At 50.3% G+C, this 17,157-nt stretch carries 16 protein-coding genes; 8 read left to right on the top strand and 8 right to left on the bottom strand.

The window, feature by feature from the left end; all coding sequences use genetic code 11:
* Positions 1-12: 12 nt before the first annotated feature.
* Positions 13-396: a DUF423 domain-containing protein gene (locus tag FOE74_RS16815; RefSeq protein ID WP_149099801.1), complete on the top strand. Its 384-nt coding sequence runs from the start codon at positions 13-15 to the stop codon at positions 394-396.
* 246 nt (positions 397-642) lie between these two features.
* Here FOE74_RS16815 and FOE74_RS16810 read toward each other — a convergent pair whose 3' ends face one another.
* Genes FOE74_RS16810 through FOE74_RS16800 form a run of 3 tightly spaced genes read right to left on the bottom strand, consistent with a single transcriptional unit; the run spans position 643 to position 3,022 of the window.
* Positions 643-1,092, bottom strand: a complete 450-nt coding sequence (locus tag FOE74_RS16810) for a DUF1573 domain-containing protein (protein WP_149099800.1) — start codon at positions 1,090-1,092, stop codon at positions 643-645.
* 44 nt (positions 1,093-1,136) lie between these two features.
* Complete coding sequence (locus FOE74_RS16805; RefSeq protein WP_149099799.1) at positions 1,137-2,564, bottom strand: ATP-dependent DNA helicase; 1,428 nt, start codon at positions 2,562-2,564, stop codon at positions 1,137-1,139.
* A gap of 2 nt (positions 2,565-2,566) precedes the next feature.
* Positions 2,567-3,022: a PaaI family thioesterase gene (locus tag FOE74_RS16800; protein WP_149099798.1), complete on the bottom strand. Its 456-nt coding sequence runs from the start codon at positions 3,020-3,022 to the stop codon at positions 2,567-2,569.
* A gap of 38 nt (positions 3,023-3,060) precedes the next feature.
* Between FOE74_RS16800 and FOE74_RS16795 the strand changes: the two genes are divergently transcribed.
* A complete protein-coding gene (locus FOE74_RS16795; protein WP_149099797.1) occupies positions 3,061-3,546 on the top strand; it encodes an NUDIX domain-containing protein in 486 nt (161 codons plus the stop codon).
* Between the two features lie 464 nt (positions 3,547-4,010).
* On the opposite strand, the gene FOE74_RS16790 is transcribed toward FOE74_RS16795, so the two are convergent.
* Both FOE74_RS16790 and FOE74_RS16785 read right to left on the bottom strand, forming a co-directional pair.
* Complete coding sequence (locus tag FOE74_RS16790; RefSeq protein WP_149099796.1) at positions 4,011-4,961, bottom strand: aldo/keto reductase; 951 nt, start codon at positions 4,959-4,961, stop codon at positions 4,011-4,013.
* Between the two features lie 100 nt (positions 4,962-5,061).
* Positions 5,062-5,694, bottom strand: a complete 633-nt coding sequence (locus FOE74_RS16785) for an NAD(P)H-dependent oxidoreductase (protein WP_149099795.1) — start codon at positions 5,692-5,694, stop codon at positions 5,062-5,064.
* Between the two features lie 119 nt (positions 5,695-5,813).
* On the opposite strand from FOE74_RS16785, the gene FOE74_RS16780 reads away from it, so the two are divergent.
* Positions 5,814-6,179: a winged helix-turn-helix transcriptional regulator gene (locus FOE74_RS16780; protein ID WP_149099794.1), complete on the top strand. Its 366-nt coding sequence runs from the start codon at positions 5,814-5,816 to the stop codon at positions 6,177-6,179.
* Between the two features lie 42 nt (positions 6,180-6,221).
* On the opposite strand, the gene FOE74_RS16775 is transcribed toward FOE74_RS16780, so the two are convergent.
* Complete coding sequence (locus tag FOE74_RS16775; RefSeq protein WP_149099793.1) at positions 6,222-7,481, bottom strand: dicarboxylate/amino acid:cation symporter; 1,260 nt, start codon at positions 7,479-7,481, stop codon at positions 6,222-6,224.
* 526 nt (positions 7,482-8,007) lie between these two features.
* Here FOE74_RS16775 and FOE74_RS16770 point away from each other — a divergent pair.
* Together FOE74_RS16770 and FOE74_RS16765 are read left to right on the top strand one after the other, a co-directional pair.
* Positions 8,008-8,823, top strand: a complete 816-nt coding sequence (locus FOE74_RS16770) for a PhzF family phenazine biosynthesis protein (RefSeq protein ID WP_149099792.1) — start codon at positions 8,008-8,010, stop codon at positions 8,821-8,823.
* Positions 8,824-9,106: 283 nt separating this feature from the next.
* Positions 9,107-10,261 (top strand): sigma-54-dependent transcriptional regulator, encoded by a 1,155-nt coding sequence (locus FOE74_RS16765; RefSeq protein WP_149099791.1) that lies wholly within the window; start codon positions 9,107-9,109, stop codon positions 10,259-10,261.
* A 103-nt stretch (positions 10,262-10,364) separates the two neighbouring features.
* Here the strand turns inward: FOE74_RS16765 and FOE74_RS16760 are convergent, their stop codons facing one another.
* Positions 10,365-11,357 carry an acyl-CoA synthetase family protein gene (locus FOE74_RS16760; RefSeq protein WP_149099790.1) on the bottom strand — a complete coding sequence of 331 codons (993 nt, stop codon included), beginning with the start codon at positions 11,355-11,357 and terminating at the stop codon, positions 10,365-10,367.
* Here FOE74_RS16760 and FOE74_RS16755 point away from each other — a divergent pair.
* The gene (locus tag FOE74_RS16755; RefSeq protein ID WP_149099789.1) at positions 11,356-12,018 is read left to right on the top strand and encodes a hypothetical protein; all 663 of its coding nucleotides are present in this window, start codon (positions 11,356-11,358) and stop codon (positions 12,016-12,018) included. The genes FOE74_RS16760 and FOE74_RS16755 overlap by 2 nt on opposite strands.
* An 81-nt stretch (positions 12,019-12,099) precedes the next feature.
* On the opposite strand, the gene FOE74_RS16750 is transcribed toward FOE74_RS16755, so the two are convergent.
* Positions 12,100-14,511: an alpha-ketoacid dehydrogenase subunit alpha/beta gene (locus FOE74_RS16750; protein ID WP_149099788.1), complete on the bottom strand. Its 2,412-nt coding sequence runs from the start codon at positions 14,509-14,511 to the stop codon at positions 12,100-12,102.
* Positions 14,512-14,695: 184 nt separating this feature from the next.
* Between FOE74_RS16750 and FOE74_RS16745 the strand changes: the two genes are divergently transcribed.
* Both FOE74_RS16745 and ald read left to right on the top strand, forming a co-directional pair.
* A complete protein-coding gene (locus tag FOE74_RS16745; RefSeq protein ID WP_149099787.1) occupies positions 14,696-15,487 on the top strand; it encodes a DUF1573 domain-containing protein in 792 nt (263 codons plus the stop codon).
* Positions 15,488-16,005: 518 nt separating this feature from the next.
* A complete protein-coding gene (gene ald / locus FOE74_RS16740; RefSeq protein WP_149099786.1) occupies positions 16,006-17,121 on the top strand; it encodes an alanine dehydrogenase in 1,116 nt (371 codons plus the stop codon).
* The last annotated feature ends 36 nt before the right edge of the window (positions 17,122-17,157 follow it).

Here is a 17,157-nt window from a genome sequence, read left to right as displayed (position 1 = left end):
GATTTTCTTAAAATGACCGTAAAAACCATATTGATTCTTGGTGCCCTGTTGAGCGGCATTGGCGTGATGATTGGCGCCTTCGGAGCACATGGCCTGGCTAAACTGCTCACCGAGACCGGCCGCACCGACACCTTTGAAACTGCCGTGAAATACCAGATGTACCACGCGCTGGGCTTGTTGCTGGTGGGCGTCCTCATGACCCAGTTCCCAAGCGCCACCGGCCTGTCCGTGTCTGGCATTTGCTTTCTGCTGGGCATCCTGATTTTCTCAGGCTCCCTGTATATTCTCTGCCTCACGGGTATTACCTGGTTAGGGGCCATCACGCCCATAGGTGGCTTGTTCCTGATTGCTGGTTGGCTGAATCTGGTATGGGCCCTGGCCAAGAACCTGCCGTAACTTTAACAGCCTTTTTAATGAAAACGCCTCTCCTGCAATGCAAGAGAGGCGTTTTCATTTTATTTTTAAGAATAAGACGCAAAGCGGTAAAAGACCTTAATCCGTCCTACCCTTTCTTCAGCAGCCTTTGTCCAGGCGCCAATGCAGATGGACCTCAAGAATAAGCTTTATAGAAGCTTTCACCCTTAACATACGGGAGTTTATTCATTAGTTTTAGGGAAATGGCCCTGAAACTGTTCCAAGTCCTTATTTCGCGGCCACAATGGTGGTGGCAATAATAACCTGGGTTCTGCCCTGCACAGCGTTGGACTCAATGGTGATCACTTTGTTCTGCTGTCCCCGTTTGCCGGCACTATTAAAACTGGCGGTGATGGCAGCGGTTTCGCCGGGCCTTACCGGGGCCTTAGGAAAACCAGTGGCGGTGCAGCCACAGGTGGTGCGCACGTTAGAGATGATCAAGGGCATGGTGCCATTGTTGGTGAACTTGAAGGTGTGCTGCACCACGTCGCCGGGTTTTATTTCCCCGAAGTCAAACCGCTGCTCTTCAAATTGAATGGAAGGCCCTACCGGGGCAGGTGCCGGGGCGGCAATGGGGGCTACAGGAGCCAAGGGGGGCTGCTGCCCGCTAGTGGTCTGAGCCAGGGCAGCGGAACCGCCAAAAAGCAGAAACAAACCTGCCACTATTAACTTTTTCATGGTATTCCTTTAAGCGTATTTCACCTCCAACAAAGCGAAGATACTTAATCTTCTACCCGTTCAGGTGCATTCTCCAACAGTTTTTCATTGAAATTCACCAGGAACAGCTGCTCAGAGGCCCGGGTGGTGGCCGTGTACAGCCAGCGGGCGAATTCCTGGCCTACCGTATCTTCCTTCAGGAACCCATGGTCCACGAATACCGCCTGCCACTGCCCGCCCTGCGCCTTATGGCAGGTGAGCGCGTAGGCGAACTTAACCTGTAGGGCATTCAGGTATTTGTCTTGCCGCATTTCCTGTGACCGGGCGCGCTTGCTGGCGATATGCTGGTAGTCTATCAATACCTGTTGGTACAGCTCCTTGTTTTTATCGGCGGGCAGCGCGGGCGATTCTGTGTAGAGGGTATCCAGCATGATCTTGGTTTCCAGTTCGGGCTCGTTGGGGTAATCCACGAACCTGATCTGGACATCCGCGAAGCGCATGCCGTACATTTCCTCGTAGCGGATGATCTTGGTGATCTCCACGAAATCGCCGTTGGCCATGAACCCGATGCTGGACTCTTTGGGCAGCCAGGTGTAATTGTTGCGCACGATCATGAGGTAATCGCCTACCCCTATCTCGTCCTCGGCAAAGAAAATCTGCCGCCTGATGTGCTGGTTGTACAAGTTGGCCGTTTTGTTGGACCGGCAGATAACCGTGGTGTTGTCTATCCCGAACTTATCGTAGGCGTATCGCAGGCCGTCTTCCAGCTTATCGCCCCGCATGGAGAAGATATCCTTGAACCCTTTGGTTCTGAAGGCCAGGGACGGCTCCTCCTTGACCAGTTCGTTGCGCAGGCGGGTGGCGTTCATCAGAATGCCGGACTCCTCAGCCTGGCGCATCACCTGGCGCAACTCCATCTCGTGCACGTGCAGCTTAAAGTAACTGGTGAGGTACGAAGGATCCAGTGAGGGGCTGATGGCCTGGTTCACCGGCGGCAGCTGCGCGGTGTCTCCTATGAGCAGCAGTTTGTTGCTGGGGCTTTCAAACACGTAGTTGACCAAATCCTGGAGCAGCCCGTTGTCGCCGAAGGCCTTGTCGTCTGAGATCATGGAGGCCTCATCCACGATATACACCACCCGCTCGTTCTTGTTGGGCTGTCGCGCGAAGGCCAGGCCCTCAGAAAACGGGTTGGCCGTCTGCTTATAGATCTTCTTGTGGATGGTAGAAGCCGGCTTGGCCGAATAGGTGGACATCACCTTGGCGGCCCGTCCGGTGGGGGCCAGCAGCACATATTTATAGCCGAACTTGTTCAGCACTTTCACCAGGGCGCTCACCACTGTGGTCTTTCCGGTTCCGGCAAACCCCTTCAGCATGAACACTTCTTTGAGCCCGGTTTTGCGCAGGATAAACTGATCCAGTTTCTGGAAAAGCTGGGCCTGGTCTGGGGTGGGCTCAAAAGGGAAATTCTGACGGATGGCTTCAGATGGGGTCATGTTCAGTTCTGAGGTGATGTGGCAGTGGGCGGCAACGTGGCCATGGTGGCCGAAGCTTTGGCCACCAGGTTCTTCTGGCCCTGGCCATCTATACTAAAGATTTCTGCCTCACAAAAGTTCAACCTTTTGCCTTGTTTCAGCACCCAGCCTTTGGCCACCAGCGCGGTGCCCACGCCGGGGCTTAAGTAGGAAATCTTCAAATCCGCCGTTACCACGTGATGGTCAGCAGGAACCAGCGTAACAGCGGCAAAACCCATCACTATGTCAGCCAGGGTGGCAATCACGCCCCCATGGGCGAAGCCTTTGTGCTGTTTGTGCTTCTCCTGCAACACCAGGGTGCCTTCAATTAGCCCAATTTCTACGGTTTCTATTTCAAATTCCAGCAAATGCATGTAAAATTGCCGCTGAAGTTTTTCTTTTACCGTATTGGTGAAGTCAGGATTGAACGTTTTTAACATGAGGCAAAAGTACTGCCTCTGGACCTGCCCCACAACCTATGGAGAACATTCATCCGCTTGCGGAAACATACTCACACAAAACCAGAGTCCGGGTGTGCGGGCTCCTGGTGCAAAACAACACCTTACTTCTAGCTTGCCATAAAGCCGCGTTTGGCTCAGGGTTTTTCTGGATGCCGCCCGGTGGGGGTCTGGATTTTGGCGAGAAGGTGAAAGATTGCCTGGTTCGGGAATTCAGGGAGGAAACTGGGCTGGAGGTAGAGGTTGGCCGGTTCCTTTACCTGAACGAGTTCCTTAGGTCCCCGCTCCACGCCATTGAACTGTTTTTTGAGGTGAAACTGGTGAAGGGCACCTTGGCCCTGGGTTCTGACCCAGAGCATGCCTCACACGCCCAGCTTCTGGAGGACGTGAAATTCCTGTCCATCAGAGACATGTTCCAGTTGAAACGCGATGAGCTGCACCCCATTCTCCACGCCTTGGTCAACCTGGACGATCTTTTTATTCCAAGACAGATTTTCCTGGATTAGGCCTTCTCTTATCGTTTACAGGCAGTTTCCATAAAAACTGCTTCGAATGAAGGCTAGGCTAGCTGCCCTTTTGCTTGCATCCCCCGGAATTGATTCCTCTCTGGTAATAAAGAGGCCCCAGATAAGGAAGGCTGCCGCATAAAGGCCTGCTTACTTGGGAGGCGTGGTTTCAGAAAGGTGATGAGTCCCTAAGCAAGAAGAAAAAAAAATTGTTTACGGCATCCATCCCTATTGTCATCCTGCATGGATCACGTAGGCGAACGGTAGTAGCGTTTACTACAACGCCTTACAAATTCGCCCACAAGATCCTTACAGGATGATGAATAAAGAACAGGAGCAACCATGGAAACATCCTTTTCGCCTGACCACTTAAGAACAATGTCCGTGTATTAAGGCTGGTTTTTGAATAACAGCCTTAATACAGGAACTTTGGGTATCAACTTACTAGTGCTTCCGCCTAATCCTTAATAAGCACTGGCAAAATCCAGCTGGGCGATATCCTCCTGACTTAGTTCAAGTTGGGCGGCTTTAATTAAATCATCCAGTTGTGCCAGACTGGTGGCACTGGCAATGGGCGCTGAGATACTGGGCCTCGCCATGAGCCAGGCCAAAGACACCTGGGCCGGATTGGCGTTGTGTTTGGCCGCCACTTCATCCAGCGCCTTCAGAATTCGGAAGCCTCTCTCGTTCAGGAACCGTTTGACGCCCCCACCCCGCGGGCTTTTGCCCAAATCTTCTTCTGACCGGTATTTCCCCGTCAGGAAACCGCTTGCCAGAGCATAGTAGCTGATCACGCCAATGCCTTCCTGCAGACACAGAGCCTCCAGCCCAGATTCAAATTCCTGTCGGTTATAAAGGTTGTATTCAGGCTGCACACTTTGGTAAATGGGCAGCGCGTGGTGCTTGCTGACTTCCAGGGCTTCTTTTAGTCGGTCTGCTTTGATATTGGAGGCGCCAATGGCCCGCACTTTTCCTTCTTTGATCAACTGGGCGTAGGCTTCAAGCGTCTCCTCAAAGGGAGTACCGGTGTCATCCACGTGCGATTGGTACAGATCCAGGTAATCGGTTTGCAGGCGGCGGAGCGATTCTTCGGCCCTTTTTAAAATATAGGCTTTTTTCAGTCCTTTCTGATCAGGAGCGATCTCCCATCCCACCTTGGTGGCGATGACTACCTGGTCCCGGTTGCCCCTTGCTTTCAGCCAATTTCCGATGATGGTCTCAGACTCACCGCCGGTGTGGCCGGGCACCCACACCGAGTACCCGTCAGCGGTATCAATCAGGTTGAAACCTGCCTCCGTGAAGGCATCCAGCAGTTGGAAGGAGGTTTTCTCGTCAATGGTCCACCCAAAGACATTTCCACCGAAGGCCAATGGCCCTACTTCCAACCCAGATTTTCCTAGCGTGCGCTTTTTCATATTCTCTTGAGGTTAGATTAGTTAAATAAAAAAACCGCTGAGGCTTTTCTTTAAGCACCCAGCGGATAGAGTATTCTTATTCCCTCTTTAAGGAAAATAGTTACGAAATGGTCAGGAAAAATTCCTCCGCCGGACGGCGCACCTTCTTAGCCGTGGCCAGAACGTCATTCGCCGCATCACGGTAACCCAGGGCTAAGAGAGCCACACTCCGGAGGCCTTTCTCGCGCAGGCCCAGAAGTTCATCCAGGGCCGCGGGGTTGAATCCTTCCATGGGGGTAGAATCTACTTTTGCTGCCGAAGCAGCCACCAGCCCCGTGCCTAAAGCAATGTAGGCTTGTCTGGCCGCCCAATTGAAATTCTCTTCGGGGGTTCTGCTCTTGATCAAGCCGTTGATGCTGCTGGAGAAACCTGCAAGCGATTCAAGGGGCACGCCTCTTTCAGCGGCAATCTGGTTCATGTAGGTGGCTACCTGTTCTTCTGACAGAGAATCCCAGGCGGCGAAGATGAGCAGATGCGAGCTTTCCACCACCTGGGGCTGGTTGGCGGCTTTGGCCTGTATCTGTCTACGCACCTCGGGGTCTTCCACTACCACCACGCTATAGGGTTGGAATCCCATAGAAGAGGCGGAAAGCCGGATAGCTTCCAGGATAGCCTCTACTTTTTCTTGTGGGATCTTTTCTCCCGTCATGCGTTTGGTGGCGTAGCGCCAGTTTAAATCCTGCAGTAATTCCATGGTTGAAGCAATAATTATTGTGTCTACTTTAGTTGTATAAACAAATTTACGTACCTTTGGTTTCAATTAGATACTGGTTTACGTTTGTATACTGGTATACACCGTGAAATCATACAGATATGGAAGCAGTTATCACACCCAAACGCAACCTTTGCATCACGCACATCCTCCCCATCAGAGATGCGCTGGACATCCTGAGCGGGAAATGGAAAATCCCGATTATTGTAGCACTATGCGTTCATAAGAGACGCTTCAAGGAGCTGCACCGTGATGTGCAGGGCATTACCGCCAAAATGCTCTCCAAAGAACTGAAAGAGCTGGAAATGAATAAGCTGGTGAAACGCACTGTGCATGATACCTCTCCGGTCACCGTGGAATATTCCATCACCGACTATGGCCATAGCCTCACCCCCGTGATCAACGAATTGCGTGACTGGGGCATGAAACACCGTGACAAGATCATCTACCACCCGGAAGAAGCATAAGCAAAAGGGGCCGTTTTTTCAGAAACGGCCCCTTTTTATCTTTTAGCCAATCAGTTTCTTGGCTCGTTCTAGGTCAATCTCCTTCTCCCATTTAGAGACATAGATGGTGGCTACGGCATTCCCGATGAGGTTGGTAAGCGCCCGGGCCTCACTCATGAACCGGTCAATGCCCAGAATGAGCGCCAGCCCCGCCACGGGAATGTTGCCCACCGCCGGCAACGTGGCGGCCAGCGTGATAAAGCCGCTTCCGGTGACGCCGGCGGCCCCTTTTGAAGTAATCAGCAATACCAACAGCAGCGTTACCTGGTGGCTAAAGTCCAGGGGCGTATCAGTGGCCTGGGCTACAAACACGGCAGCCATGGTCAGGTAAATGGACGTGCCATCCAGATTGAAGGAATAGCCTGTGGGTACCACCAGCCCTACCACCGGTTTAGAGCAACCCAGCTTCTCCATTTTCTCCATTAAGGAAGGCAAGGCGGCTTCTGAGGAGGAAGTGCCCAGCACAATGAGCAGTTCCTCGCGTATGTAGCGCAACAGCTTGAAGATACTCAGCCCCATGACTTTCATCACCCCGCCCAAAATGACCACAATAAAGACAATACAGGTCAGGTAGAACGAACCCATCAACTGCCCCAAGGCTCCCAAGGACTCCAGCCCGTATTTCCCGATGGTGTAGGCCATGGCTCCTAACGCCCCCAAAGGCGCCACTTTCATGATCATGTGGATCACAGCAAACAAGGCCGTGGCAATGGACTGGATAGCCGTGTACACCGGCCGCCCTTTCTCGCCTATTTTTGACAAACCAAAACCAAACAACACAGAGAAGAACAGGATCTGAAGCAAGTCCCCTTGGGCCAGCGCATCAATGATGTTCTCAGGAATAAGATGCAGGAAAAAGGCCATAGCCCCAGTTTGCTCTGGTTTCTTAGTGGTGGTAAGCGCAGACAAAGCACCGGTATCTAAACTGGCGGCGTCTACATGCATGCCTACTCCGGGCTGCAGCAGGTTCACCACCAACAACCCCAGTAACAGGGCCACCGTGGTGAGGACCTCAAAATACAGCAAGGCCTTCACTCCTACCCGGCCCACCTGCTTCATGTCTTGCATGCCCGCAATCCCCGTGACAATGGTACAGAAGACCACCGGCCCGATCATCATTTTCACCAGTTTAATGAAAGCATCCCCCAACGGTTTCAACTGCACCCCCAGGTCGGGAAAAAAGTGGCCCACGGCAATACCAGTGATGATGGCGGCAATAACTTGAAAATAAAGACTTTCGTAGATGGGCTTCTTCCTGATCATGTAGGTGGGTGGTAAAGCAAGCCCTAAGGATACTGGATTTTATCTTTAGGGCAAATTCTGTGTTCCTTGGCAAATCTTATTTCCAAACTTATTAAAATTTTTTAAAAATACTTTACTGATTATATATATAAGTTTAAAATATTTATAAAATAGGCATCCTTTGAAAGAGGCGACAACCTTAATTACCTTGCTTTTGCCTTAATTTGAATAAAAGCAAAAACAGGTGATTATTGAAATTGTCTGGATTTTAAAGTGAGAAAATATTTCCTCCCATTCACTCTAAGCAATTTTCTTCGGAGTAGGTGGTTGTAAAGTGAGAAAGGCAATTAACATGATTTGTTCCTTTGGATTATAAGAAATAGATACCAAAGAAATAAGGCAGGGCACCTGCTTTTTCGTTTTTTGAAGCCATTTAATGGTTATCTGGGCGTAACAGATAAGCATCAGTCAGCCAATTTCCCATAAGGTCCTCTACGAAGAAGATCACAGAACATTTGTAGATTCAGCCCCCCATTATGACCAGGATATGAATATCAAAACCTATATCGTAGATGCCTTCACCACAGAAGCGTTCAAAGGGAACCCTGCCGGAGTTTGCCTCCTGGAAGAACCGCTGGCCGATGGCCAGATGCAGGCAATTGCCGCGGAACTTAATCTTTCAGAGACTGCCTTTCTCAGACAGCAACCAGAGCAGGTAGATAAGTTTGATATTCGGTTTTTCACTCCCACCGTAGAGATGGCTTTTTGCGGCCACGCCACCTTGGCCTCCGCCAAAGTGGTGCTGGATAAAATAGGGCTTTCGCGTGTTACCTTTCGCACCCACCAAAACTTGGTTCTGCAAGCCACCAAAGAGAAGGATAATATCTTAATGCAATTCCCGCTGTACGGATACCAGCCGCTGCCGCACCAACCTCTGGTCTCTGAAGCCCTAGGTTTGCCCTCTACCAATCATTTCTATTTCGCGGAAGAAATTCAAATGCTTTTGCTGGAGGTCCCGGACAAAGCTACCTTACTCCAGATCACGCCGGATTTCCCGCGCCTGGTGAAGGCATTGGACACTGTTAATGGGCTGGCCGTCACCACTAAATCGGAGGATCAGGAGTACGATTTCTATACCCGGTGCTTCTGGCCCTGGGTGGGCATCAATGAAGACCCGGTGACGGGATCAGCCCACAGTGCCCTGGCCAGGTTCTGGGCCGACCGGCTGCAGAAAACGGAATTGAAAGCGTTCCAACTCTCGGCCAGGGGTGGATTTTTACACCTGAAGCTGAAGAATGACAACATCTTGGAGGTGCGTAGCCAGGCCCAGATTGTATTGGAAGGAACATTATTTCTAACCTAAGGGAGCTGTAAGTCCATTGACCTCTAATCTTGGCTGTTGTTATTCATTTAAGGGCCGAGTTATCAAAAAAGCACCAAAAACAGAACCAGGTCGTTAACCTGTGAGGTGCCTCCGACAAGCCTTTGCCGCCCAGCAAAAGTTTCCTACTTTTAGCGGCTGGTACCTTTCGTTTTAGAGCCATTTTAGGAAAAACGGCCTTGAAATATCTAATAAGGCTATTCTCCCGTATGCTTCGGGATACACCTGGAACATCCACCGTTGGCAAAGTAATTAAGTAAAACCCATGCCTAAGATTCTGATCATTGATGATGAACGTAGCATCCGCTACACCCTTAAAGAGATTCTGGAATACGAAAATTACACCGTTGATGAGGCCGAAGACGGCGAACGTGGTCTAGAATTATTGCAGAAAAGCAAATATGACGTAGTGCTCTGTGACATCAAGATGCCTAAAATGGATGGCATGGAAGTGCTAGAGCGGGCGACGGCCCTGGTACCCGACACCCCTTTCATTATGATCTCGGCCCACGGTACCATTGACACGGCGGTAGAGGCAACCAAGAAAGGCGCCTATGATTTTTTGGTGAAGCCACCCGACCTGAACCGGCTATTGGTTTCGGTTCGGAACGCCCTTGACAAGGCCCATCTGGTCACGGAAACCAAGACCTTAAAGAAAAAGATCTCCAAGACCTATGAAATGGTAGGCTCCTCAGCCGCCTTGGGCAAGGTAAAGTCGGCGGTGGCAAAGGTGGCTCCTACCGATGCGCGCGTGCTGATTACCGGGCCTAATGGGGCCGGGAAGGAACTGGTGGCGCGGTCCCTGCACGAGCAGAGCAACCGATCCCAGGGGCCTTTGGTAGAGGTGAACTGCGCCGCCATTCCCAGTGAGTTGATTGAAAGTGAGTTGTTCGGGCACGAGAAAGGCTCTTTTACCTCGGCGGTGAAGCAACGCATCGGTAAGTTTGAACAGGCCCACGGCGGCACCTTGTTTCTGGACGAGATTGGGGATATGAGCCTCTCGGCGCAAGCCAAAGTATTGCGGGCCCTTCAGGAACACAAAATCACCCGGGTAGGCGGCGACAAAGACATCACGGTAGACGTACGCGTGGTGGCAGCCACGAACAAAAACCTGCTGGAGGAGATTGAAGCCAAGAACTTCCGCGAGGATTTGTACCACCGCCTCAGCGTGATCCTGATCCACGTGCCCCCGTTGAACGAGCGCCGCGAAGACATACCCGCTTTGGTAGAGAAATTCCTGCAAGACGTGGCCCGTGACTACGGCAATAAACCCAAGAAAATCTCTCCTGAAGCGCTCACCTATTTGAAAGGCTTGGACTGGCGCGGGAACGTACGTGAACTGCGCAACGTGGTAGAACGCCTGGTCATCATGAGCGAAGACACCATCACCGAAGACGACGCCAAGTCGTACGCCAAGTAGCCAATAAAAAAAAACTCTATTTCCTAAAGCAGCAGCGGCCCCTGATCAGATTCAGGAGCCGCTGCTGCTTTAAAGCCATTCAACAAGAAACAAGGCATAAACCTCAAGATACTAAAAGGTTACAACCTCTTATATCTGAATTATCAAAGCGGCCCATGACCTCAAAAGAACCATCAGCATAGAGCTTTCCCAGGTCTTTGGTTTCTATAAAAGCGCAGGAATCCACATTGGCCAGGTCAATGACATTCACCCCACCAGAACCAGCTTGATCAGTGATAGTAAACGGGTCATTCACGTCCCGCACCAATACCCGTAACGTACGCGATGGCTGGAAAATACCCTCTCCCGTGGAATAGGCCTGAGAAAGAAGTTCGGTCATGCCATATTCAGAGTGGATGGCTGTGGCCCCAAAAGCTTTGGTTAAAATCCCATGCAACTCTTCACGCACCATCTCTCTCCGGCGGCCCTTCATACCACCGGTTTCAAAGATGGTGATGCCGCTTAGTTCCTGGGCACCTGGTTCCTCGGCCAGATCCAACAAGGCGTAGGTGACCCCAAAAAGATAAACCTTCTTCTGGCTCGCTTTGGCTTCCTGAACGGCTTTTCTCAGATCGTTGTGGTTCTGGAGAAAGAAACCATTCTGGGATTGCCCTGATACCTGCATGAAGTGGTCCACCATCATGACCAAAGAGGAATCACCTTGTTCCAGGTAAGAAGGCAACAAAGCCAACACCACTGAACCCGCCAGGGGGCCATATGTTTCTTCAAATAGGTTTTGGGCGTGTTTTTTGTAAAAGTCTGTATGGGCTACCAAGTGCTGGCTCCGCTGTTGCAAGGTGGTGCCGCTGCTCTTGAAAATAGTCTGGGGCGTGAAAGGACGCGATTGCACCTGGTGGGTTTTGAAGAACTCTATTGGGAGAAAAGGAATTTGAGGCAACTCCTTCACCTGGGCTGGGTCTTTCTTCAGATGCTTCAGGTACGCCTGGTAAACCGGATTGTGCTGCGCCTGGTATTGGAATAGCTCCAGAGCGGCCGTGGTAAAGTCTGGTGGTCCTTTTTGGATGATGATTTTTTTGTACTCTTCCGGAAATCCCATGGGAGATGATGCTAAAATTATACAACAAAGTAAGCAAGTGCGCGTTAGGATTTGTACCTTAGGTGCTCATAAATCTGCTATGAAAAAACATAGACTTCTGTTTGGTTTAGCCCTTGTGTTGAGCTCCCTGGGGCTCACCTCCTGCTATGATGACCCTGATTTTTCACTTACCCCCAACCTCACCTTTAGGGGAATTGAACAGCGCACCTTGCGGAATGCCCAAAACATAAGGTATGACTCGCTTATTCTGGTGGTGAGGTTTCAGGATGGAGACGGAAACTTAGGGCTTTCTGAGACCATCTTTCCAGAGGATGAGGCCCCCCCATTCAATCCAGAGAAATTAAATGTTCCTCAAGGACCTGGCTTTCATAACATTCTTTGCGATCTTTATAAAAAGGCGAATGGTAAATACATAAAAATAACTAATCAAGCGGGCAAATCCTTCTATAATGGACGTTTCCCCAGAGTCTCCACCGATAAAAGATCTGAACCATTGGAAGGTGATATCCGCTACAGTATTAGTATTTATGAGAACCCAAGTCGTGAAAATCCAATACAAAAAGGTGACACCATTAGGTTTAGTATCCAGATAATGGACCGCGATTTAAATAAAAGCCAAGTAGTGAATACTGATGATATTATTTTCCTTTCCAAGGAATAACTTCATTGAATTAATTTGAGTAATTAATTATAAATCAAATGGCCTGCCTTTCACAAAGCAGGCCATTTGATTTATAACCCTTTAGTACAAGGCCGGGAAGCTTTCCGGGTCTGCTTCATGTAGGAGGGCGTAGACTGTTTCATACACATCCTCAGCACTAGGTTTTGAGAAATAATCGCCGTCGGTAGAGTAAGAAGGCCGGTGGTCCTGCGCGGAAAGGGTAGCCGGTTTTGAGTCTAAGTAGCGCCAGGCCTCTTGCTCATCTACCACTTTCTGCATCATATATGCGGTGGCCCCGCCAGAAACGTCCTCGTCAGTGAACAGCACCCGGTTGGTTTTCCGGATGGAGTCTGCGATCACATGCTCCAGGTCAAAAGGAAGCAAGGTCTGCACGTCAATCACTTCTGCGGAGATGCCCGAAGTCTGTAATTGTTCCGCTGCCTCCAGGACCACACGGCACATAGAACCATAGGTCACTATAGTAATGTCAGTACCGGTCCGCAGCACCTCTGGCATTCCCAATGGGATAGTGAATTCCCCTATGTTGGTCGGGATACGCTCTTTCAAGCGGTAGCCGTTCAGGCATTCCACCACCAGGGCCGGTTCATCTGCTTTGAGCAGTAAGTTGTAGAAGCCCGCTGCCTGGGTCATGTTACGGGGCACCAACACGTGCATGCCGCGCAAGCTGTTCAAAATCATTCCCATGGGAGAACCAGAATGCCAAACGCCTTCCAAGCGGTGTCCGCGGGTTCTCACAATCAAAGGAGCTTTCTGTCCACCTTTGGTGCGGTATTGCAGGGAAGCCACATCATCACTCAGGATCTGGATCGCGTAGAGCAGGTAATCCAGGTACTGGATCTCGGTGATAGGCCGTAAACCCCGTAGAGCGGCGCCAATGCCCTGCCCTACAATAGTGCATTCCCTGATGCCGGTATCGGTGACCCGCAACTCACCATATTTGTCCTGCAACCCGGCAAAGGCCTGGTTCACATCACCAATCTTACCCACATCTTCACCTATGGCGAATAATCGGGGTTCCCGGGCCAAGGCGGCATCAAAGCAAGCCTGTAACACCTCGCGGCCATCTACTGCCGGACTTTCCTCGGTATATTCCGGCTTGACTTCTTCCACCAACAAGGCAGACTCGTCTGATTGGCTGTAGAGGTAGGAATTGTAACGCTCCGCATTCTCCCCTTGCACGGTTTCCAGCCACTTCACCAGATCACGTTTGGCCGGGGTTTTCTCTCCCCGCACAATCTGTAAAGCTCTTCGGGCGGCCCTGATGGCATCTGACCGGAGTGGGTTGATGGTTTTCTGGAGCTCTTCCCGTAAGGAGGCTATTTTAGACGCATTTCCGTTGATACTGGCTGAAAGGGCCTGCAGTAAGTGCAGGCACTGCTGGTGGTCTTCCAGGATGGCTTTGTTGAAGGAGTTCCAGGCTGCGGCCCGCGCTACCCGCACGGCTTCTTTGGCTTCTGCCTCAATCTGGTTCAGTTCAGCATGTTCGGCGTAGCCGCTGGTGATCAACCAGTTGCGCATTTGCTTGATACAGTCGTATTCTTCTTCCCAGGCTAGGCGCTCCTTTGATTTGTACCGCTCATGCGAGCCAGAGGTGGAGTGGCCTTGGGGCTGCGTCACCTCTTCCACATGGATCAATACGGGCACGTGCTGCTCGCGACAAACCTTAGTGGCCTGCTGGTACACTTCGCACAGGGCAGGATAATCCCAGCCTTTCACCTTGAAGATCTCATAGCCTTGTTCGCCTGGGGCCTCGCGCTGAAAACCAGCCAGAATCTCAGAGATGCTGCTTTTGGTAGTCTGGTAATGGGCCGGTACCGAGATGCCGTAGCCGTCATCCCACACAGACACCAGCATGGGCACCTGTAAAACCCCGGCGGCATTGATGGCCTCAAAAAAAACTCCCTCAGACGTAGAGGCGTTGCCAATGGTACCAAAGGCGATTTCGTTGCCCTGGTGGGAAAAATCAGTGAATGGGTGCAGGTCTGGGTTCTGGCGGTATAATTTAGAGGCGTAGGCCAATCCTACCAGGCGGGGCATCTGCGCCCCCGTGGGGGAAATATCTGCCGTGGAGTTCTTGCGGCTGGTCTGGGGTTTCCATTTCCCTTCCTCATCTAATAAACGGGTCCCAAAGTGACCAGTCATACTGCGGCCGGCAGTAGATGGTTCCTCTTCCACGTCAGTGTGGGCGTATAATTGGGCAAAGAACTGCTGAACGGTCAATTCACCAATGGCAAACATAAAGGTCTGGTCCCGGTAGTACCCAGACCGGAAATCCCCGGGGCGGAAAAACCGGGCCATGGCCAATTGCGCCACTTCTTTTCCGTCTCCGAAAATCCCAAACTTGGCTTTACCCATGAATACTTCCTTTCGGCCAGTTAAACTGGCTTGCCGGCTTTCGCAGGCGATGCGGTAATCTTGCAATATCTCTTCTCTGGTAAGGGAAAGCTGATAGGTCCGTTCAACGGTTTGCATGCGATTTCTTATAAGGTCCGAAAAGGATTTTTAAAGCCAAAACTAAACAAGTTTTGCCCCATTTTCAAATGGCGGCATGGGGCCAAGCAGGTTTAACGTGATTTTGATAGTGATCCGAACTAAATTTTATTATTTTTGTTCTGTCCCTAACGGGGTTAATTAACTGAAGCAAACACTAAGAATTATGAAAAAAGTTTATCTTTTCCTGTCTCTTGCCCTAGCCCTGCTAACCCAAGGAATGGTTTACGCACAAGGGGTGCTTACCTTTGAGAAAGATCTCCATGACTTCGGTAATGTAACAGAAGGGGTACAAGCCGTTTACGAATTTAAATTCAAGAACACCGGAAACCAGCCACTTATCATTTCCCACGTGCAGGCTTCCTGCGGTTGTACCACCCCGGAGTGGCCCAAAGAAGCCATTTTACCCGGTAAATCTGGGGTAGTGAAAGCAGGTTACAACAGTGCCGGCCGCCCTGGCGCCTTCAACAAGACCTTAACCGTTACCTCTAACGGAAATCCGGACACTAGGTCTTTGTTCATCAAAGGAACGGTGATCCAGAAATCTGCCGCTCCTGCCCCGGCAGGCGCTTCCGTGGCGGAAGCAGCCAATTCTCCAAAAATCGATTTTGCCAGCACTACCTATGACTTCGGCAAATTGGAGAAAGGTCAGAAGGCTACGGCCAAATTCAGCATCAAAAACACCGGGAAATCTGATTTAACGGTTTCTGGTCTGCAGACCGCCTGTAACTGCGTTGGCTTCAAAATGAGCCCTTCGGTAGTAAAACCTGGTCAGTCTGCTAAATTGGAACTAACCTATAGCCCACAGGTGTTGCAGGATAGAATAGAGACAGTCACTCTCCTTTCAAATGACATTACTGGGACTACTCCTACCCTTACCCTTAAGGCCAAAGTAGTAGAATCCCTTGCCAAACAAAGTTCAGTTAAGGTTAACAAGGCGTCAGTGCCTTTTAAATAGTTTTTTCATAGTTTTATTTTGTACTAATGGCAGTAACACAGTTGCTGCCTTTTTTTATGCCCTTTTATAAAAAACTAGGGTATTCGCCCACCTATCTCCTTATTAGGGAAACAAAAAGGAAAACATTTCTAAGACAACTATAAGACTGTAATCAGGCGGCAGTAATCCCCTTTCGAATTCTGAGGAGCCGGGGAAAATTTACTTTTCGTTATTGGCATACCAGGTTTAACCTTTAATATAACTCTTTGCATAAGGGCTTCTTCTTCCATACTGGAGCCTATTTTTATTTTGGCAATTACCTTTAGACCCTCCTTTTAATGAATTAACCACAAATCAATCCTCCTTTTGGGTGGGTTTTCCTTTTGGCTGGAACTTGTTTTAGGGCTTTATTCTAAAAAAGAATCAAAAAACAGGATAAACCGAACAAACGTTAATTTATTCCCGCTTACAGTTGCAAATCTGCTAGCAGGTTGGTGTATATTTGGGTACTTTTTCACCAACTTATAAAAAATCATACGATGATAATTGGTCTTCCGAAGGAGATAAAAAACAACGAAAACCGTGTGGCCCTCACCCCCGGTGGCGTAGCAGAATTTGTAAAAAACGGCCATACTGTATACGTACAGAGCACCGCCGGCCATGGCAGTGGTTTTTCTGACGAAGACTATACTGCGGCTGGGGCAACGGTTCTGCCTACTATTGAGGAGGTGTACGCCATCGCCGAGATGATTGTAAAAGTGAAAGAGCCCATTGAGCAGGAATACAGCCTGATCAAGGAAGGTCAGTTAATCTTTACCTATTTCCACTTTGCCTCTTATGAGCCGCTTACGCACGCCATGATTGAGCGCAAAGCCACCTGTCTGGCGTATGAAACGGTAGAGTTGAAAGACCGCTCGTTGCCTTTGTTGATTCCTATGAGTGAAGTGGCCGGACGTATGGCTCCCCAGGAAGGTGCCAAATACCTGGAGAAACCATTGAAAGGCCGTGGTATCCTGTTAGGTGGCGTACCTGGTGTGAAACCGGCCAATGTTTTAGTTTTGGGCGGTGGTATTGTAGGAACACAAGCTGCCAAGATCGCTGCGGGTTTTGGTGCCAACGTAACCATCATGGACATCAACCTGAAGCGTCTGCGCGAACTGGATGACATCATGCCGGCCAACGTGAACACCATGATGTCTAACCACTACAACATCAAGCAGGCCATCAAAGACTCAGACCTGATCATTGGGGCAGTCTTGATCCCCGGTGCCAAGGCACCTCACCTGATTACCCGCGACATGCTGAAAGACATGCGCCCAGGTACGGTGTTGGTAGACGTGGCCGTTGACCAGGGAGGTTGCATTGAAACCTGCAAGCCTACCACCCATGAAAACCCAACCTTCATCATTGATGATGTGGTGCATTACTGCGTAGCCAACATGCCAGGCGCGGTTCCTTACACCTCTACCCTGGCCCTCACCAACGCTACTCTTCCTTATGCCCTGTTGCTGGCCAACAAAGGCTGGAAACAAGCTTGCCAGGAGCGCGAAGAGCTTAAACTCGGGTTGAATGTGGTAGACGGTAAAGTAGTTTACCCTGGCGTTGCCCAAGCCTTCAACCTACCGTTAACAGACGTTGCCGAAGTTCTGGCATAAGCATAAATTTAGCTTCAAATTAAAAAGGCCCTCCTC

It is taken from the genome of Rufibacter glacialis, assembly GCF_008271745.1.
GTDB classification, from domain to species: domain Bacteria; phylum Bacteroidota; class Bacteroidia; order Cytophagales; family Hymenobacteraceae; genus Nibribacter; species Nibribacter glacialis.
The sequence above is the reverse complement of the archived record's forward strand: the minus strand, read 5'-3'. Positions and strand labels throughout refer to the sequence as shown.